Below are 18,279 nucleotides of genomic sequence, written 5' to 3'. Positions count from 1 at the left end.
AGATGGGCAAGATTGTTTGTTTCGGCGAAATTTTGATCGATCTATTAGCGCAACCGCCGGCCTCGGCCGACACCCCGCGCGCCTTCCTGCAGTACGCTGGCGGGGCCCCGGCCAATGTCGCCGTCGCGGCTGCGCGGCTGGGTGCCAGCAGCCATTTCGCCGGCATGCTGGGCCGCGACATGTTTGCTGATTTCCTGCTGGAAAGCCTGCAGCAGGCCGGAGTTGAAACCGACTGTGTGGTGCGCACCGACCAGGCCAAGACCGCGTTGGCATTTGTTGCCCTGGATGCACATGGCGAGCGCAGTTTCAGCTTCTACCGGCCACCGGCGGCGGACCTGCTGTTCCGCGCCGAGCATTACCTGCCGGCCTGTTTCGACGGCACCGCCTGCTTCCATGTGTGCTCCAACAGCCTGACCGAGGCGGAGATCGCTGCGGCAACCTTCGCCGGCATGGAGCGCGCCCGCGCCGCCGGTGCGGTGGTCAGCCTGGATTTGAACCTGCGCCCGGCGCTGTGGCCGGCCGATGTCGACCCCACCCCACGTCTTTGGCAGGCACTGGAACGTGCCGACCTGATCAAGCTCTCGCGCGAGGAACTGGACTATCTGGCCGCCCCCCTGGGCGCGGACGGCGACGCGCAGGTACTGCGCCGGCTGCTGGCCGCGCAGGCGCAGTGGGTGATCGTCACCGACGGCGCCGGCACGCTGCGCTGGTATACCCGCCATGGCCAGGGTGAAGTGCCCAGCTTCAGCGTGCAGGCGGTGGATACCACTGCGGCGGGCGATGCCTTTGTCGGCGGCGTGCTGGTTGGCTTGGTTGAACGCGGCGGTGCGGGCGCCGGCTTTGCCGCGTTCTGCAAAACCCCCAATGCCATCCACGGCACGCTGCGCTTTGCCGCGGCGGTGGGCGCATTGGCAGTCACCCGCAAGGGCGCATTCGCCGCCATGCCTGCATTGAATGAAGTGCAGCAGCTGCTGCAGCAACACGAGGCCATCGTATGAGCACCACGCCCGATTTCCGTTCACCGGCCTTCCTGCGCGCGCATGTCGCCGACACGATGGCCTTCTATCACCCGCATTGCATCGATCCGCAAGGTGGCTTCTTCCATTACTACCGCGACGACGGCAGCATCTATGACCGCAGCCACCGGCACCTGGTCAGCAGCACCCGTTTCGTCTTCAACTACGCCATGGCCTACCGTGAGTACGGCAATGCCGAGTATCTGGACGCGGTGAAGCACGGCGTGCGCTATCTGCGCGATGTGCACCGCAACCCGGCGACCGGCGGTTATGCCTGGACCCTGCGCGATGGCAAGGTCGAGGACGACATGAACCACTGCTACGGCGTGGCCTTCGTGCTGTTGGCGTACAGCTGCGCGTTGAAGGCGGGCATCGAGCAGGGCCGCGAATGGATGGATGAAACCTGGCAGCTGCTGGAGCGCCATTTCTGGGAGCCGCAGCATGGCCTGTACCGCGACGAAGCCGATGCCAGCTGGAACTTCACCGGCTACCGTGGCCAGAACGCCAACATGCACATGTGCGAGGCCATGCTGGCCGCGTTCGAGGCCAGTGGCGAGCAGCGCTATCTGCTGCGTGCGCTGCAGTTGGCCGACAACATGACCCGCCGCCAGGCTTCCAAGGCTGGCGGCCTGGTCTGGGAACACTACGACATCGACTGGAACATCGACTGGGATTACAACCTGGACAACCCCAAGCACCTGTTCCGGCCGTGGGGCTTCCAGCCCGGTCATCAGACCGAATGGGCCAAGCTGCTGATGATCCTTGATCGCCATGTCGATGCCGACTGGCTGGTGCCGACAGCGCAGCATCTGTTCGATAGCGCAGTCATGCGCTCCTGGGATGAGGCACGCGGTGGCCTGTATTACGGGTTCGCGCCGGAGTCGCGCCGGCAGCCCAACATGGACGGCGCCGCCATCGGTGGCGACAGTTTTGTCTGCGACGACGACAAATACTTCTGGGTGCAGGCCGAGTCGCTGGCCGCTGCCGCGCTGTTGGCCAAACGCACCGGCGATGCCGGTTATTGGGACTGGTATGACCGCCTGTGGGCATACGCGTGGCAGTACTTCGTAGATCATCGTTACGGCGCCTGGTTCCGCATCCTCGATGCCGACAACCGCAAGTACGACGATGAAAAGAGCCCGGCCGGCAAGACCGACTATCACACCATGGGCGCCTGCCACGAAGTACTGAACGTGGTTCGCGAGCAGCAGCCGGGCTGAGGCCCGGCAACGTCAAGCACTAGCGGAGGGGCTATGCGGCAGCGTTTGCAGAGAAAATTTGGATGGATACAAAGGCACTCTGGCAGCGCGCAGCGTGCGTGGCTGACGTGTGTTCTGCTGGCGCTGGCCGGCAACGCGTCGGCTGCCGAATTGCAGGCGCAGTGGAGTTTCCGGTTGCTGCCCGGCGATGCACAGCTGCAGTCACATCCCGGCCTGGATGCGTGGAAGCCGGCGGCCGTGCCGGGCAGCGTGCACACCGATCTGATGGCGGCCGGAGTGATCGGCGATCCCTATGTCGGTGCGGCCGAAGCCGGCCTGCAATGGATAGGCCTGGGCGACTGGGAATACCGCGCGCGCTTCGATGTGGATGCGGCAACGCTGGCGCGCCCGCATGCCGAGCTGCGCTTCGATGGTCTGGATACGTTTGCCGAGGTGCGGCTCAACGGGCAGCCCTTGCTCAACGCCGACAACGCACACCGCACCTGGCGCGCGCGCGTTGATGGTCGTCTGCGTGCGCAGGGCAATGCGCTGCAGATCGTGTTCCGCTCGCCGATCCGCACGCTGCTTCCGCAGGTACAGGCGATGCCGCACAAGATCGCCGGCAATTACCCTTCGCCCTACGGCGATGAGCCGAAGGACGCAATGGTCGGCAATTTCGTGCGCAAGCCGGCCTACCATTTCGGCTGGGACTGGGGCCCGCGTTATGTCACTGCCGGCGTGTGGCGGCAGGTGCATCTGGATAGCTGGGACCAGCAGCGCATCACCGATCTGTCGGTGCGTACCGATGCACTGGATGCGGACACCGCGCGGCTGAGCGTGCTGCTGCAGGTGGAGCAGGCGGATGCCGCTGCCACGCAGAAAGTGCTTGTTGATGTGCTTGGCCCGGACGGTGCCAGGGTCGCCCGGATCACGCAGGACATCGCGCTGACGCCGGGCGAGAACAACGTGTCGCTGCCGCTGCAGATCGACAAGCCACGGCGCTGGTGGCCGGTTGGCTATGGCGCCCAGGACCGCTATACCGTGCAGGCGCGGCTGGGTGACGGCAAGCAGGATGCATTGGCGTCGAGCATCCGCATCGGCCTGCGTACCGTGCAGCTGCAGCGCGACGAGGACAAGGACGGCGGGCAGGGTTTCGCCTTCGTCATCAATGGCGTGCCGGTGTTTGCCAAGGGGGCCAACGTGATTCCCTTCGATGCGTTCCCCGCACGGGTCACGCGCGAACGGCTGCGACGCGATCTGCAGGCTGCGCGCGATGCCAACATGAACATGCTGCGCAACTGGGGCGGCGGTTACTACGAAGACGACGCCTTCTACGATATCGCCGACGAGCTGGGCCTGCTGGTATGGCAGGACTTCATGTTCGGCGGCGGCATGCAGCCAGGCTATGACCCGGCGTTCCGCGCCAATGTGGTCGCCGAAGCGCGCGACAATATCCGACGTCTTCGCCATCACCCCAGCATCGTGCTGTGGTGTGGCAACAACGAGGAAGAAACCGCGTGGAAGGATTGGGGCCACGGCAAGACGCTGAAGGACGCCGATCCGGTGTTCGCGCAGAAGGTGTGGCAGGGGTACGTGGACCTGTTCGGCAAGGACCTGCGCAGCGTGGTGGCCGAGGAGGGACTGGGCGTGCCGTACTGGTCCAGCTCGCCCAGCAATGACCTGGATGCCAAGGCCAACGATTCGCGCCGCGGTGACAAGCACTACTGGGAAGTCTGGGGCAACCCGGCGTTGCCGCCGACCGCCTACCTGAAGGAAACCCCGCGCTTCATGTCCGAGTTCGGACTGCAGGCCTGGCCGCAGCTGTCGACGATCAATGCCTTTGCCACGGCGGAAGAACAGCAGATTGATGGCCCGGTGATCCAGGCGCACCAGAAATTCCTCGCCGGCAAGGGCAACGAGCGGCTGTTGCACTACATCGAGATGGAATACGGCACGCCGCGCAACTTCGCCGACTTCGTCTATCTGAGCCAGATGATGCAGGCTGAAGGCATCGCGCTGGCGGCACTGCATCATCGCGCCTCGCGGCCTTACACGATGGGCTCGCTGTATTGGCAGCTCAACGATGTGTGGCCGGGTGCGTCGTGGTCCAGCGTGGATTATTACGGCAACTGGAAAGCGCTGAACTTCCATGCCAGGCGATTCTTCGCCGATGTAGCGGTGGCGGCGTTGCGCGATGACGGTACGACCCGTGTGAGTCTGCTCAACGATGACCGCCAACCGTTGGATGCACAGTGGCAGATGCGCGTGCTGGATTTTGATGGCCGTGTGCTGCGACAGGAACGCAAGGCCATTCGTCTGGCCGGAGGAGTGGCGACGGAAGCGGCGCGCTTCACTGACGCCGAACTGCTGCAGGGAGCAGATCCTAACCGCAGCGTGGCGGCTTTCGAATTGACCCGTGGCAGTGAGGTAGTGGCGCAGCGCCTGGTCTATTTCGTCGCCGCCAAGCAGCAGGCCTTGCAGGCCGGGCAGCTGCACGCCGCGTTGCGTACCGAAGGCGATCACTACGTCTTGCAGCTGCGCGCCGATGCATTGGTACGCGGCATCTGGATAGGTTTCGATGGCGCCAACGCCAGCCTCGAAGACAACGCCTTCGACCTGCTGCCCGGCCAGACCCGCATGCTGATCGTGCGCAGCACCGCACCGCTTTCCACCCTGCGCACAGCCCTGCAGTTGCAGACGCTGGGCGACACCCTGCAGTCCCGTCCCGTTGCATCGCAAGACAACGCTTACGTCGAGAGGATTCACTGATGACCCGTTCCCTGCGTACCGCCCCCCTGGTCGCCGCGCTGATGCTGGCGCTCTCCGCCTGCAACCAGCAGGCCGCCGCTCCCGCCAAGACCCCGGCTGCTCCGGCTGCTGCCGCCGCAACGACCCCCGATGCCGCCCTGCCTGCGGTGGATGAAGCCGAAGCCGCACGCATGGCCGAACAGGTCCGCGAGGCCACCCGCCATGCCTGGCAGGGTTACATGCAGTACGCCAAGGGCCATGACGACCTGAAGCCGATCAGCGCGCAGCCGCGCGACTGGTATCCCAAGCCGCTGCTGATGTCGCCGGTGGATGCGCTGGACACGCTGCTGCTGCTCGGCCTGGACAAGGAGGCCAACGAGGCCCGCGAGCTGATCGTCACCCAGCTGTCCTTCGACCAGGACATGGACGTGCAGAACTTCGAGGTCACCATCCGTCTGCTCGGTGGCCTGCTGTCGGCCTACCAGATGACCAACGACGAGCGCCTGCTCAAGCTCGCCGATGATCTGGGCACGCGCCTGTCGCCGGTATTCGACAGCCCCACCGGCCTGCCCTACACCCACGTCAACCTGCATACCGGCAAGACCAGCGGCAAGATCAGCAACCCGGCCGAGACCGGCACCCTGCTGTTGGAATTCGGCACCCTGGCCAAGCTCACCGGCAAGCAGGCGTACTACGACAAGGCCAAGCGTGCGTTGGTGGAAACCCACAAGCGTCGCTCCAAGATCGGTCTGGTCGGTTTGAACATCAACGTCGAAACCGGCGAGTGGACCAACAAGGACGCCTCGATTGCCGGCGGCATCGACTCGTACTACGAGTACCTGCTCAAGTGCTGGAAGCTGTTCGGCGACGAGGACTGCAAGAAGATGTGGGACGAGAGCATCGGCCCGATCAACCAGTACCTGGCCGACGAAGTGCGTGAAGGTGAGCTGTGGTACGGCCACGCCGACATGGATACCGGCACCCGCACCTCCACCACCTATGGCGCACTGGACGCGTTCATGCCGGGCCTGTTGGCCCTGGGTGGCGATGTCGACCGCGCCAAGCGCCTGCAGGAATCCAACCTGAAGATGTGGCGCCTGCACGACATCGAGCCGGAGTCGCTGGACTACGCCAAGATGGAAGTGCGCTCGCCCAGTTACGCGCTGCGCCCGGAGATCGTGGAGTCGGCGTACTACCTGCACCATTACACCGGTGACGCCCGCTACCGCGGCATGGGCAAGGAGTTCTTCGAGGACTTCGTGCGTTACACCCGCACCGATCACGGTTTCTCGGCGCTGAAGGACGTGCGCAGCAAGGAGAAGGACGACTCGATGGAGAGCTTCCTGTTCGCCGAGACCTTCAAGTACTACTACCTGCTGTTCGCCCCGGCCAAGACCCTGGACTTCAATGGCGTGGTCTTCAATACCGAAGCCCACCCGCTGCGCCGCACCTGGTAAGAACGGGGTTCTGCGAAGGCCATCCGGAGCCAGGCTTCCCCTCCACTCCCTCGGTGGAGTGGGGGGGAAGTTCGTGAACCATCGGATGGTTGCGCAACGAAAGCCCTTGGGTTGGCTGCGGAATTCCCCGGCCAGTTGATCCCGCTGTTTAAACCTTTTCCACGCTCTCTGCATCCAAGCCTTGGATGGGGCACGCCGTGCCTCGGCCGAGAATGGATAAGAACATGCGATTGGCAGCCCGTCCCTACCTGCTTTGCCTGCAGGCCATTCTATTTGTGTGCTGCGCGCCGGCATTTGCGGCAACGCTGGATGATGCCAACCAGGCGACGCGCACTTTCATTGCAACGACGATGAAGGAGCGGGGCATTCCCGCCCTGCAGGTTGCGGTGGTCAAGGATGGCCGCGTGGTGTTCTCCGATGTGTCCGGCCTGGCTAATGTCGAATACCAGATCGCAGCTACACGCAGCACCTTGTTTCCGATCAATTCGGCGACCAAGGCATTTACCGGTGTGGCGATGATGCAGCTGGTCGAGGCTGGGCAGGTGGATCTTGATGCGCCCATTTCCACGTATCTGCAGCAGCTGCCGGTGGCATGGCAGGGTATCCGCGTGCGTCAGTTGCTGGCCCATACCTCGGGCTTGCCGAACATCGTTGATGGCAACGGCCTGGTGGGTGGGGGCTCGGAAGCACAGGCCTGGCAGCGGGTGGAGCAGCAGCCGGTGCAGGCCGTGCCGGGGGCGCAGTTCGATTACAACCAGACCAACTATGGCTTGCTGGCCCGGATCATCGCCCAGCGCAGCGGCCAAACCTACGAAGATCATCTTGTGGCACATCAGTTCCAGCCGCTGGGGCTGCGCAACGTCCGTTTCGGCGGCAGCTACGACCTGGTGCCGAATGCGGTAACGACGTACAGCTTTTTCCCACGCAGCAGTGATGCGGCCAACGCGCCGGCGCGGCTGTCGCACTGGTTCTATGACATGCCGCACGGGCTGTGGGCTGGCGGCGGCATCCAGATCACCGCAGACGAACTGGCGCAGTGGTTGGCAGCCTTGTTGCAGCATCGTGTATTGCGTGCCGACAGCCTTGAACGCATGTGGACGCCCGAGCGCTTGAATGACGGCAGCGCAGGTGATTGGGCCGCGGGCTGGCCGGTGTCCACGTTGCAGGGGCGGCGCCAGATCAGCAGTTTCGGCGGCGCACGTTCGGCGTTTGTGGTTTATCCGGAGGAAGGCCTGGCGGTTGTGGTGTTGACCAACCTGGTCGGTGCCAACCCGCAGCAATTCACCGCGAAGATCGCCGATTTCTACAGATGAGCGTGGCTGTTGCTCCCTCCCTTGCGCCGCAGGCGGAGGGGAAGGTTGGGGAGGGGTAAGCTCTGGCCTTTCAGGCGTTGCCAGCTTCGCGGCTGACGCCGCTCCCACAAAAAGAGAATCCCTTTCTCAGTACAGATCCATCGGGGCCACATGCAGCGACCCGTATGCAGCGACCGACGGCTGTTGCCCCCTCCCTTGCGCCGCAGGCGGAGGGGAGGGTTGGGGAGGGGTAGGCTCTGGCCTTTCAGGCGTTGCCATTTTCGCGGCTGATGCCGCTCCTACAAAAGCAAATCCTTTCTCAGTACAGATCCATCGGGTCGACATCCAGCGACCAGCGCACCCGGCGCGCCTGCGGCAGCCCGTAGGCCTGCGCCATCACGCTGTCCAATGCCGCATGCAGCGGCCGGCGTTGCTCGGCCGACAACAACAACTGCGTGCGTTGGAAACCCGCGCGGCGTGGCATTGGCGCCGGCATCGGGCCAAACCGTTCGACATCACGCTGTTGCGGGATCAGCTGCTTGAGTGCGGCCAGGAATTCATTGGCCTGTTCCACCTGTTTGGCTTCGGCACGCAGCAAGGCCATGTGCGCGAAGGGTGGAAATCCCGCCGCCTCACGTTGCAGCAGTTCGGCATCGGCAAAGGCGTGGTAGCCGCCGTTGACCAGTGTGTGCAGCAGCGCGTTGTCCGGGTGATGGGTCTGCAGCCAGACCTCACCGGGGCGCTCGGCACGGCCGGCGCGGCCGGCAACCTGGATCAACTGCTGCGCCAGTTTTTCGCTGGCGCGGAAGTCGGCCGAGAACAGGCCTTCATCAATGCCAACCACTACTACCAGGGTCAGCTTGGGCAGGTCGTGGCCCTTGGCCAGAATCTGCGTGCCGACCAGGATGCCCGGTTGCTCGCCCAGCGTTGCCAGGGTCTGCTCCAGCGCATCACGGCGGCTGGTGGTACTGCGGTCGATGCGCAGCACCGGGTAATCCGGAAACAACTGCAGCAGACGCTCTTCCAGCCGTTCGGTGCCGATGCCCTGCGGCTGCAGCGCGAGGCTGGCGCAATCCGGGCAGGCCAGTGGCACCGGTTGGCGCGCGCCGCAGTGATGGCATTGCAGGCGGCGGCCACCGCCGTGCACCGTCATCGGAGTTTTATGCAGGGGCGTGCTGCAGCGTTTGCAGGGCGCGGTCCAGCCGCAGTCATGGCACAACAGAACCGGCGCATAACCTCGCCGGTTCTTGAACACCAAGACCTGGCTGCCGGCCTTCAGATGCTGCTCGATGCCGACCAGCACTTCCGGTGACAGGCCATCCTGCAGCGGACGCTTGCGCACGTCGAACACGCGCACGCCGGGTGGCTTGGCATCGCCTGCGCGCTGCTGCAGGCGCAGGTGCGTGTAGCGGCCGCTGCGCGCGTTGTGCAGCGACTCCAGCGACGGCGTGGCGCTGCCCAGCACCACCGGCACGTTCAGTGCCTTGCCGCGCACCAGCGCGAAGTCACGCGCGTGGTAGCGGATGCCGTCCTGCTGCTTGTAACTGCCATCGTGTTCCTCGTCGATGACGATCAAGCCGGCCTGCGGCAAAGGCGTGAAAATCGCCGAGCGGGTACCGACGATCACCCGCGCTTCGCCGCGCGATGCCGCTGCCCAGACGCGGGCCCGTTCGTTGTCGTTCAAGCCCGAATGCAGTGCATGCACCGGAATGCCCAGGCGGCTGCGGAAGCGATGCAGGGTCTGCGGCGTGAGGCCGATTTCCGGCACCAGCACCAGCGCCTGCTTGCCCTGTTGCAGGCAATGGCAGATCGCCTGCAGGTAGACCTCGGTCTTGCCGCTGCCGGTGACGCCATCAAGCAGGAACGGCTGGAAGCCATCGGCGGCCTGCAGCGCATCGATGGACTGTTGCTGCTGCGGGTTGGGCTGCGGGCCTGGCACGATGCGCGGCTGCGGGATCACCGCCGCCACCTCGATGCGCTGTACATGCTCGCGCTTGAGCAGCGCGCGGGCGGCGCTGCGCCAGTCGTCCAGTTGTTCGTCGAGCAGGTCTTCATTGACCGCGCCGTCGAGCAGCAGCGTGGCCAGGCGCTGCGGGCGGGTGCCGCTGCGCAGGCGCGCATGGCCGGCACGCCCGGCCTCGGAGAGTTGCCAGGCCCAGCCGTGGGTATCGGGCAGGGCATCGCCCCGTCGCAACGGTGCCGGCAGCGCGGTGGCGATCACTTCGCCGAGCGGGGCGTGGCTGTAACGCGCCAGCCAGCGCAGGCTGGCAAGCAGTTCGCCGTGCAGCACGGCGCTGCCGTCGAGCCACTGCAGGGCCGGGCGCAGGCTGGCCGGGTCATCAATCTGACCCAGCGACTCCACCACCCCAACCAGCTCGCGTGGCCCGAACGGCACCCGCAGCCGCCGGCCGACGTCCTCTTGCCGGGGCGCGGGGCTGCCGACGGGGGGCAGGTAATCGAACACTTGGGGCAGCGGCACCGGCAGGGCGATGCGCAGAGTGGGGCAGGCGGACATGGGCTCAGTTTAGCGGCAGTGGAGCATTTGGCCCCCTCCATTCACCTGCATCCGCTTCCTGTGAAGTCCTGCATAAATGAGGCGTAAACGCTGGCTGCGCTTGGGGATTTATTGTTATCCACATTTCCTGTGGATAACTCTGTGGGTGAGTATTGTGCTCCACGCGCTCAAGGCGACGGTTGGGGCCTCTGGGTCAACTTGGTCAAAAAATAGCCACAATGTATAAGTCATTAAAATCAACAACTTGCCCGTGAAACAAAAACGAAACACAGTCTCGGAGCGGCGTGCGCGGCGCGCCTTCCTTGGCGTATTGACGCTGTGCACAAGTTGTAGCAGAGGCTTGCGGAATCGGCCGGTTGGCGCTGCAGGGCGTCGGCAGCGCGGTGAGCGCTGGGTATCATCACGGCATGACGGAGTTCACATGATGGCTGCACCAGCCCCTCTTTCGCCGGCCGCAGCCAACGCTCTGTCCGCCTTCCTGCGCGGGGTGGAGCGTCGTGCACTGGTAGTTGCTGAATTGCAGGCCGGCGACGCCGTGGTCGGTGAGCGCGCGGTGGCCGTGGCCATGCGCGCCTTCGTTGGCCCGGCCGCACAACTGTTGATGGTGGAATGGCCGGCCCGCTTCTGGGGCCTGCTGTGCAGCACCCCGCTGTTGTTGAAACCAGCCAGCCCCGGGCAGTGGGAGCCGGCGTTGGCCCATCTTGGCAGCTTGGCGGCCGGTGAGCGCCTGGCACTGTTGCTGCGTATCGGCGCCGGCTTGGATGAAGCCCCGGCCGCCAGCGTATTGGGCGTGGATGCCGACGCCTATCGGCAGGCGCTGGCGGGCGCCTGCCCCTTGGATGCGGGCGGACGACCGGACGCCGCCAGCTGGCGTGCGCTGGCCGAGCGGGTGCAGGTGCGTATCCGGGACCTGTCGCCACCGCGCCTGCAGCAGCTGGAACAGCTGCGCGAGTCGGTGGTCAGCGGGGCACTGCCGGCAACGTCTGCGGCAGCTGTACCCAAAGCGACGGTGGAACAGACGCCGAAGCGCAAGCCGGCGTCGCGGCGCAAACCGTCGCAACCGTGGACGCTGCGCACCTGGTTGCTGCTGTGCCTGCCCTTGTTGTTGCTGGCGGTGGTGGCGCTGTGGTGGTGGCGCTCGCATACCGCGGCGGCAGCCGATCCGAATGCCGGCAATGGCCTGTCCGACAACAGCCCGGTGCAGGTTGAAGACCTGCCAGACGACAGTGCCCCGGCGGGCCCGGGCGAAGACCCGCACGCCGCCAGCGACGCGGCGATGCTTGCCGATGCCGAGCTGGAACTGGCGCGCGACGCTGATCTGTATGCCTGGTATGCCGCCGGTGGCCCGATCCCGGTGGATGAATCGCAACCGCAGCCGAGCCGCCCGGAACCGGCCGGTGCCGCTCTGGAGACAAGCGATGCGGATGAGTAGGTTGGTGCTGGCCTGGCTGCTGCTGGCAGGTCTCCCGTTGGCCGTGCACGCCGCGGTGCCGAGTGCGGTGCCGTCGATGCCGTCGCCGGCAAGCCCGGCCAATGTGGCAGGTACGCCGGGCAGTTGGGCCACCCAGACCGCGGCGCAAAAACGCGAGCTGCGCAGCCGCTATGCGGCCTGGCAGGCCCTGCCCGAAAGCGAGCGCCAGCGCATCCGCCACGCGGCGGCGGCGGTTGCCGCACTGCCGGTTGCAGACCAGCAGGCGTTGCGCGCGCGCTACCTGGCCATTGATCAGATGCACCGCGACGGCTGGTTGCTGGGCCCACAGCTGGGCGTGTTGTATCCGCGCCTGCAGCCCTTGTTCGGCTATCTGCCCGCCGCGCAGCGGGAACCGGTCATCGCCTTGCTGCGCCAACTTGATCCGGTCCAGCTGGAGCAGTTGAGCCTGATCTCGCAGCGGACGCCGCCGCAGCAACGTGAAGCGCTGCGCACCGAGCTGCTGGCGCTCGCGCCGGCCCAGCGCGATGCCTGGCTGCGCGAGAAAGTGGGGCATTGAAGGCCCGCGCCGCCCGTTCATCCGCGGTGCGGCGCTGTAACACCGTCGCCACGCTAGAATAGGCACACTCCGCAACCCGGCATCTGCGCGCGTCCTGCGCCGGCCGTAGTCTGCGTCTCTTGGTTTTATGTCCATCTCTCCCGCTACGCCGCGCTTCCTGCAGGAAGTGCGGACGACCGGACTGCTTGCCCTGCCTTTGGTGCTGGGCCATGTCTCCACCGGTCTGATCGCTTTTGTCGACAACACCATCGCTGGCCACCACGGCACCGATACCTTTGCTGCGGTCAGCATCGGCACGGCCCTGTTGTGGCTGCCGATGCTGGTGCCGATCGGCACCCTGATCTCGCTCACCGCCTCGGTGTCGCAGCTGCATGGCGCTGGTCGTGAGCGTGAAATCGGTCCCTTGTTCCGCCAGGCGCTCTGGCTGGGCGTGGGCTTGAGCGCGTTGATGTTCCTGTTCCTGAGCGTGGTACCGGCGTTCCTGCCCGCGTTTGGCATCGCCCCGGAAATCGTGCCCGGTGCCACCGACTTCCTGCATGCCATCCGCTGGGGCGTGCCTGCGCTGACCCTGTATTTCTGCATGCGCTACCTCAGCGAAGGCATGCACTGGACGTTGCCGACCATGCTGATCGGTTTCGGCGGCCTGCTGGTGCTTGGGCCATTGGGCTATGCGCTGTGCAACGGCAAGTTTGGTTTCCCGGAAATGGGCGCCGAAGGCCTGGGCATCGCGTCGTCGGTAACCATGTGGGTACAGGCGCTGGCGTTCGCCACCTACCTGTGGACCACCAAGCGCTTTGCCCACCTTGGGCTGTTCACCCATTTCGAACTGCCGCGCTGGCGGGCGATCTGGGACCTGCTGCGCACCGGCCTGCCGATCGGCATCACCGTGCTGATGGAAGGCGGCTTGTTCATCATCACCGCACTGTTGATCGGTCGCATCGGCGCCATTGAAGCCAGTGCCCACCAGATCGCGATCAACGTGGCGCAGCTGTGCTTCATGATCCCGATGGGCGTGGCCGAGGCCACCACGGTGCGCGTCGGCCATGCGGTGGGCAGCAACGACCCGCTGGGCGTGCGCCGCGCCACCTGGGCCGGTTACGGCATCGTGCTGGTTACCCAGCTGGTGTCGATCACCGCGCTGCTGCTCGGCCACGACGCGGTGGTGGGTTTGTACACCAACGACCTTGCGGTGGCCGCATTGGCCTCCACCTTGTTGTTGTATGCGGCGGCTTTCCAGATTCCCGATGGCATCCAGGTGCTGTCCGCCGGCGCGCTGCGCGGGCTGAAGGACACCCGGGTGCCGATGTTCATCGCCATGTTCGCCTATTGGGGCGTGGGCATGCCGGTCGGCGCCGGGCTTGGACTGGGTCTGGGCTGGGGGCCGCAGGGCATGTGGATCGGCCTGATCATCGGTTTGACCGTGGCCGCCGTACTGTTGGGCTGGCGGCTGCGGGTAAGCAGCGGCCGGCTTATCGCCCAGGCTTCCCCCTGACTTAAAGGCCATGCCGGCGGCGTCCGGTTATGCGTATCCTGACTTGCAACCAGCCCCTACCGGAGCGTCCATGAATCCCCCCCCCTTGCCACGCCGCAATCCCATTGCCAGCTTCTTCATCGGCCTGTGGGACGTCATGAACTTCACCCGGCGGCTGATCCTCAACCTGCTGTTCTTCGGCCTGTTGTTCCTGATCCTGATCGGCTTGATGGTTGCCGTGGGCAAGGGCGCTTCATCCACCGCCCTGCTGCAGGAAGGCACCACCTTGGTGATCGCCCCGGAAGGCCGCCTGGTCGAGCAGTTCAGCACCGATCCGCTCAGCCGCGCGCTGGGCAAGGCCTTGGGTGAACGCAACGCTGAAGAGCTGCAGCTGCGCGATCTCATCCGCGCCATCGAAGCGGCCAAGGACGACAAGAAGATCAACCGCGTGGTGCTGCAGCTGGACAAGCTGCAGCCCAGCGGCTTCGCCTCGATGCGTGAAGTGACCGCCGCGCTGCAGGACCTGCGTGCGGCCAACAAGCAGGTCGTGGCCTTCAGCGAGAACATGGGCCAGTCGCAGTACCTGCTGGCCGCGCAGGCCGATGAGATCTACCTGGACCCTATGGGTGGCCTGCTGCTGGAAGGCCTGGGCCGCTACCGCCAGTACTTCCGCAGTGGCCTGCAGGACAAGCTGGGCGTGGACGTGCACCTGTTCAAGGTGGGCGAATTCAAGTCCGCCGCCGAGCCCTACGTGCTCGACGCCGCATCGCCGCAGGCCAAGGAAGCCGACCTGTTCTGGATGAACGATGTGTGGCAGCGCTACCTGGGTGACATCGCCAAGGCACGCAAGCTGGACCCCGCACAGCTGGCGGCCGGCATCGACACCCTGCCTGAAGGGGTTGCCGCCGCCGAAGGCGACCTGGCCCGCTTCGCCCTGCAGCAGAAGCTGGTGGATGGCCTGAAGACCCGCGAAGAAGTGGATGCGCTGCTGACCGAGCGTGGCGTGGCCGACAGCGATGCCGACGGCGGTTACCGCCAGATCAGTCTGGGCGACTACCTGACCCAGGTCGATGCGCACCGCTCGCCGGTGGATTCGCGTCCGCAGGTCGCGGTGGTGGTGGCTGAAGGTGAAATCGGCGGCGGTGACCTGCCGGCCGGCCGCATTGGCGGCGTTTCGACCTCGGCGCTGCTGCGCGAGGCCCGCGACGATGACGACGTCAAGGCCGTGGTGCTGCGCGTGGATTCGCCCGGCGGCGAAGTCTTCGCCTCCGAGCAGATCCGCCGCGAAGTCGAAGCCTTGAAGACCGCCGGCAAGCCGGTGGTGGTTTCGATGGGTGACATGGCGGCATCGGGCGGTTACTGGATCAGCATGAATGCCGATCGCATCTATGCCGACGAATCCACCATCACCGGCTCGATCGGCATCTTCGGCATGATCCCGAACTTCGCCCGCAGCCTGGACAAGATCGGCGTGCATACCGATGGCGTCGGCACCACCCGTTTTGCCGGCGCGTTCGACGTGACTCGGCCGATGGACCCGGCCGTTGGCCAGGTGATCCAGTCGGTGATCAACAAGGGCTATGCCGATTTCACCGGCAAGGTGGCCGCTGCACGCAAGAAGACGGTTGAAGCAGTGGATGAAGTCGCCCGCGGCCGCGTGTGGAGTGGTGCACAGGCCAAGGAACGCGGCCTGGTGGACGAGTTTGGTGGCTTGAAGGCCGCCGTCGCGCACGCCGCCACCTTGGCCAAGCTGGGCGAGGCCGGCAAGTTCCGCGTGCGTTACATCGAGAAGGCCGCCACCCCGTTTGCACAGTTCATGACCGGCTTTGCCGGCAGCCGTGCAGGCGCCTGGATGCTGGCCGACTCGGGCATCGCGCGCATGCTGATCGCCAAGCAGATGCCGGAGCTGGACACCCAGCTGCGCTTCGTCGAAGACGCAGTGAAGGACCGCAACGGCGCACCGGTGAAGTCACTGGCGTATTGCTTCTGCGGTTTGTAAACGCACCTGATTGGTGAATACCGACAACGCCGCCCAAGGGCGGCGTTGTTGTATCCGCAGCTCTGTAGTGCCGAGCCATGCTCGGCACTACAGGCGATGCGTGCTATTGGCTGTTTGCCCCTTCGGCGGCATCCAACGCGGCTTTCTGCGCCTTGGCAGCTTCCTCGGTCGCGGCGCCGGCGGCCTTGGCTTGTTTCAGATCCTTGCTCATCGCATCACGCAGCGCGCTGGCCTGCGGATCGGGCCGGCGCTCGGTTTCCGGTGGCTGCGGCTTGCCACACGCCGCCAGGCCAATCAGCAACGGCAGGGTCAACAGGGAAAGGCGTTTCATTGGCATGCTCCGCTGGGCTCAGGCCGCTATCCTAGCCCCATCCCCCCGCAGCGTCCTTCCGCGACGCCGCACCCGAGCACCGAAGAGGAACCGCAATGAACCCGCAGCGCTGGCGATTGGATGGACAGACCGCACTGGTAACCGGTGCAAGTGCCGGCATCGGCCTGGCAATCACCCGCGAACTGCTGGGCTTCGGCGCCGATGTACTGATCGTCGGGCGCGATGTCGATGCGCTGGAAACCGCCCGCGATGAACTGGTCGAGGCGTTCCCCGAGCGCATCATCCATGCGCTGTCCGCCGATGTCAGCGATGACCAGGACCGCCAGGAAATCCTCGATTGGGTCGAGGACCACAGCGATGGCCTGAACATCCTGGTCAACAACGCTGGCGGCAACATCACAAAGCCGGCAACCGAATATTCCGAGGACGAGTGGCGCGGCATCTTCGAGACCAACCTGTTCTCGGCGTTCGAGCTGTGCCGCTATGCACATCCGCTGCTGACCCGGCATGCATCCTCGGCCATCGTCAACGTCGGCAGCGTGTCCGGCATCACCCATGTGCGCAGCGGCGTGGTCTACGGCATGACCAAGGCGGCCATGCAGCAGATGACCCGCAACCTGGCCTGCGAATGGGCCGAGGACGGCATCCGCGTCAACTCGGTGGCGCCGTGGTACATCCGTACCCGCCGCACCTCCGGGCCCCTGTCCGATGCCGACTACTACGACGAAGTGATCGCGCGCACGCCGATGCGCCGCATCGGTGAGCCGGAGGAAGTTGCGGCGGCCGTAGGCTTCCTGTGCCTGCCTGCATCAAGCTATGTCACCGGCGAATGCATCGCGGTGGATGGCGGTTTCCTGCGCTACGGCTTCTGAGTCTTGCAGTCGCTGCCGTCGAGCAGCGACTGCAGCCGCTGATAGTTCTTCTGCAGGGTCTGCGCCTGGCTGGGCGCGGCGAAGCGCCATTGCGATTCGGCCTCGTCCACCCGCTGCTGCCAGGTGGCGCACTGCTGGGCAGGATCAATCGCGGTGCAGGTATCACGCACCACTTCGCAGGCTTCGCCAGCGCCGGTCGACGGGTTGCCGTCAAGGCCGGTGACCTGCATCGCTACGCAACGTGAGGGCGGCGCACTGCTTTCGCTGAAGTAGCTCTCACCTTCGCGGGTGCGGCATTGGAACAGATCGGGCAAGGGTACTGGCGCTGCAACGGGCGCGGCTGGTGCTTTTGCCGGGGTGGCTGCTGCCACGGGTGGTGCTTCCGCTGGTGCTGCCATCAGCGCTGGTAATGCGGCGGGCGCCGCTGGGGCCGGCATTGGCGGTGGAGTGTCCACCGCCTGCATCACTTTCCTGCTCTGCAGCTGCGTGCCTTTTGGGCAAGGCATGTTCTGCACGGTGAGTGCGCCACTGGCATCGGTGCAGCGATAGAACACGATTTCGCCGGCCTGCGCACCGGCGCTGGCGCAGAGCAGTAGTGCAAGTAGATGGCGCATCAGGTTCCCCCGCAATCCTGCTCAAGCCGGGCATCGATGCCGCGCTGCTCGCGCATCAGTTCCTGGCGCTCGCTCTGCAGGGCGCTGTTGTAGCGGCGGATCAGTTCCCAGCGGCGATCACGCAGGCGCGCGCACACTTCCCGTTGCGGCAGCGCATGGCAGCTGTCACGCACCAGCACCGAACCCATCGGAACCGCGATGCCGGGTTGCCAGGGGATGCCGCCGCCAGCGGGCGGGTGCGGCGGGCGCAGCCCACCGTGGCCGGGGCCATGGGTCGGATAGGCATAGCCCCAGGTTGGCATCCAACGGGGATTGCCGTCGTTGTTGTCGCTGGTATAGCGCTCGCCTTCACTGGTGACGCATTCGTACATCGGCTGCGGCGCCTGCACAGTGACCACCCGCACCTCGCGCTGCAGTGCGGGTGCGGCAGGTGCCGGCGTTGCGGCAGCGGTGCGCGGCGGCGGATCTTTGGGGCGCGTCATGTCCAGCACCTGCTGCTGTGCCGCCTTGGTGCACGGCGCGTCCTGCAACGACACCGCACCATTGCTGCCAACACAGCGGTAGATGCGCACGTTGTCGGCACCGCCGGTTCCGGTGGAGGCAGGCGGCGGATTCGCCGCAGCTGCGGCGAAGGGCAGCAGGGCCAGGCAGCCGAGCAGGGACAGGTGGAAGATGCGCATGGCGTGATAGTTACCCTGCAGGGGGGCTGGCGCAAGTGACGGCAGCGGTCCTGCCTGCGGCACAGCGCGCGCTGTGCTTGACCCTCACACGGTGGGA

The 18,279-nt window shown here is 65.6% G+C and carries 14 protein-coding genes; 10 read left to right on the top strand and 4 right to left on the bottom strand.

The genetic code is table 11. From position 1 onward, the window contains the following. The first annotated feature begins 2 nt into the window (after nt 1-2). From BCV67_RS07615 to BCV67_RS07595, 5 genes are all read left to right on the top strand, one after another. The gene (locus BCV67_RS07615) at nt 3-998 is read left to right on the top strand and encodes a carbohydrate kinase family protein (RefSeq protein WP_062167294.1); all 996 of its coding nucleotides are present in this window, start codon (nt 3-5) and stop codon (nt 996-998) included. Then, a complete protein-coding gene (locus BCV67_RS07610; protein WP_062167291.1) occupies nt 995-2,236 on the top strand; it encodes an AGE family epimerase/isomerase in 1,242 nt (413 codons plus the stop codon). The genes BCV67_RS07615 and BCV67_RS07610 overlap by 4 nt, the downstream gene beginning before the upstream one ends. Before the next feature lie 33 nt (nt 2,237-2,269). After that, nucleotides 2,270-4,984: a beta-mannosidase gene (locus tag BCV67_RS07605; protein WP_082746528.1), complete on the top strand. Its 2,715-nt coding sequence runs from the start codon at nt 2,270-2,272 to the stop codon at nt 4,982-4,984. Beyond that, a complete protein-coding gene (locus tag BCV67_RS07600) occupies nt 4,984-6,420 on the top strand; it encodes a glycoside hydrolase family 47 protein (RefSeq protein ID WP_231732469.1) in 1,437 nt (478 codons plus the stop codon). Before BCV67_RS07605 ends, BCV67_RS07600 begins: the two co-directional genes overlap by 1 nt. Before the next feature lie 224 nt (nt 6,421-6,644). Further along, entirely contained in the window at nt 6,645-7,733 is a 1,089-nt protein-coding gene (locus BCV67_RS07595; RefSeq protein ID WP_065868210.1) for a serine hydrolase domain-containing protein, read from the top strand. A 298-nt stretch (nt 7,734-8,031) separates the two neighbouring features. Here the strand turns inward: BCV67_RS07595 and BCV67_RS07590 are convergent, their stop codons facing one another. Next, entirely contained in the window at nt 8,032-10,227 is a 2,196-nt protein-coding gene (locus tag BCV67_RS07590) for a primosomal protein N' (protein ID WP_062167290.1), read from the bottom strand. A gap of 421 nt (nt 10,228-10,648) precedes the next feature. Between BCV67_RS07590 and BCV67_RS07585 the strand changes: the two genes are divergently transcribed. The 4 genes from BCV67_RS07585 to sppA all read left to right on the top strand — a co-directional run bounded on the left by BCV67_RS07585 (nt 10,649) and on the right by sppA (nt 15,685). Continuing rightward, on the top strand, nt 10,649-11,659 hold the full coding sequence (locus BCV67_RS07585; RefSeq protein WP_062167288.1) for a hypothetical protein: 1,011 nt from the start codon (nt 10,649-10,651) through the stop codon (nt 11,657-11,659). After that, nucleotides 11,652-12,215 (top strand): DUF3106 domain-containing protein, encoded by a 564-nt coding sequence (locus tag BCV67_RS07580; protein ID WP_062167286.1) that lies wholly within the window; start codon nt 11,652-11,654, stop codon nt 12,213-12,215. Before BCV67_RS07585 ends, BCV67_RS07580 begins: the two co-directional genes overlap by 8 nt. Before the next feature lie 127 nt (nt 12,216-12,342). Continuing rightward, the gene (locus BCV67_RS07575) at nt 12,343-13,707 is read left to right on the top strand and encodes an MATE family efflux transporter (RefSeq protein WP_062167284.1); all 1,365 of its coding nucleotides are present in this window, start codon (nt 12,343-12,345) and stop codon (nt 13,705-13,707) included. Nucleotides 13,708-13,777: 70 nt separating this feature from the next. Then, entirely contained in the window at nt 13,778-15,685 is a 1,908-nt protein-coding gene (sppA, locus tag BCV67_RS07570; protein ID WP_065868072.1) for a signal peptide peptidase SppA, read from the top strand. Nucleotides 15,686-15,788: 103 nt separating this feature from the next. On the opposite strand, the gene BCV67_RS07565 is transcribed toward sppA, so the two are convergent. Further along, nucleotides 15,789-16,016, bottom strand: a complete 228-nt coding sequence (locus BCV67_RS07565; RefSeq protein ID WP_062167280.1) for a hypothetical protein — start codon at nt 16,014-16,016, stop codon at nt 15,789-15,791. A gap of 95 nt (nt 16,017-16,111) precedes the next feature. Here BCV67_RS07565 and BCV67_RS07560 point away from each other — a divergent pair, with 95 nt between their 5' ends. After that, entirely contained in the window at nt 16,112-16,888 is a 777-nt protein-coding gene (locus BCV67_RS07560) for an SDR family oxidoreductase (RefSeq protein WP_062167278.1), read from the top strand. On the opposite strand, the gene BCV67_RS07555 is transcribed toward BCV67_RS07560, so the two are convergent. Next, the gene (locus tag BCV67_RS07555) at nt 16,876-17,502 is read right to left on the bottom strand and encodes a DUF4124 domain-containing protein (protein WP_062167276.1); all 627 of its coding nucleotides are present in this window, start codon (nt 17,500-17,502) and stop codon (nt 16,876-16,878) included. The genes BCV67_RS07560 and BCV67_RS07555 overlap by 13 nt on opposite strands. Then, entirely contained in the window at nt 17,502-18,182 is a 681-nt protein-coding gene (locus BCV67_RS07550; protein ID WP_062167274.1) for a DUF4124 domain-containing protein, read from the bottom strand. The genes BCV67_RS07555 and BCV67_RS07550 overlap by 1 nt, the downstream gene beginning before the upstream one ends. Nucleotides 18,183-18,279: the final 97 nt, after the last annotated feature.

Source organism: Stenotrophomonas nitritireducens (assembly GCF_001700965.1).
GTDB lineage: Bacteria > Pseudomonadota > Gammaproteobacteria > Xanthomonadales > Xanthomonadaceae > Stenotrophomonas > Stenotrophomonas nitritireducens_A.
The sequence above is the reverse complement of the archived record's forward strand: the minus strand, read 5'-3'. Positions and strand labels throughout refer to the sequence as shown.

Bases quoted from the DNA above. Each gene is read 5' to 3' on its own strand.
- BCV67_RS07575 (WP_062167284.1), top strand. From the start codon at position 12,343: ATGTCCATCTCTCCCGCTACGCCGCGCTTCCTGCAGGAAGTGCGGACG.
- BCV67_RS07605 (WP_082746528.1), top strand. From the start codon at position 2,270: ATGCGGCAGCGTTTGCAGAGAAAATTTGGATGGATACAAAGGCACTCT.
- BCV67_RS07610 (WP_062167291.1), top strand. From the start codon at position 995: ATGAGCACCACGCCCGATTTCCGTTCACCGGCCTTCCTGCGCGCGCAT.
- BCV67_RS07550 (WP_062167274.1), bottom strand. From the start codon at position 18,182: ATGCGCATCTTCCACCTGTCCCTGCTCGGCTGCCTGGCCCTGCTGCCC.
- sppA (WP_065868072.1), top strand. From the start codon at position 13,778: ATGAATCCCCCCCCCTTGCCACGCCGCAATCCCATTGCCAGCTTCTTC.
- BCV67_RS07555 (WP_062167276.1), bottom strand. From the start codon at position 17,502: ATGCGCCATCTACTTGCACTACTGCTCTGCGCCAGCGCCGGTGCGCAG.
- BCV67_RS07600 (WP_231732469.1), top strand. From the start codon at position 4,984: ATGACCCGTTCCCTGCGTACCGCCCCCCTGGTCGCCGCGCTGATGCTG.
- BCV67_RS07585 (WP_062167288.1), top strand. From the start codon at position 10,649: ATGATGGCTGCACCAGCCCCTCTTTCGCCGGCCGCAGCCAACGCTCTG.
- BCV67_RS07615 (WP_062167294.1), top strand. From the start codon at position 3: ATGGGCAAGATTGTTTGTTTCGGCGAAATTTTGATCGATCTATTAGCG.
- BCV67_RS07595 (WP_065868210.1), top strand. From the start codon at position 6,645: ATGCGATTGGCAGCCCGTCCCTACCTGCTTTGCCTGCAGGCCATTCTA.
- BCV67_RS07560 (WP_062167278.1), top strand. From the start codon at position 16,112: ATGAACCCGCAGCGCTGGCGATTGGATGGACAGACCGCACTGGTAACC.
- BCV67_RS07580 (WP_062167286.1), top strand. From the start codon at position 11,652: ATGAGTAGGTTGGTGCTGGCCTGGCTGCTGCTGGCAGGTCTCCCGTTG.
- BCV67_RS07565 (WP_062167280.1), bottom strand. From the start codon at position 16,016: ATGAAACGCCTTTCCCTGTTGACCCTGCCGTTGCTGATTGGCCTGGCG.
- BCV67_RS07590 (WP_062167290.1), bottom strand. From the start codon at position 10,227: ATGTCCGCCTGCCCCACTCTGCGCATCGCCCTGCCGGTGCCGCTGCCC.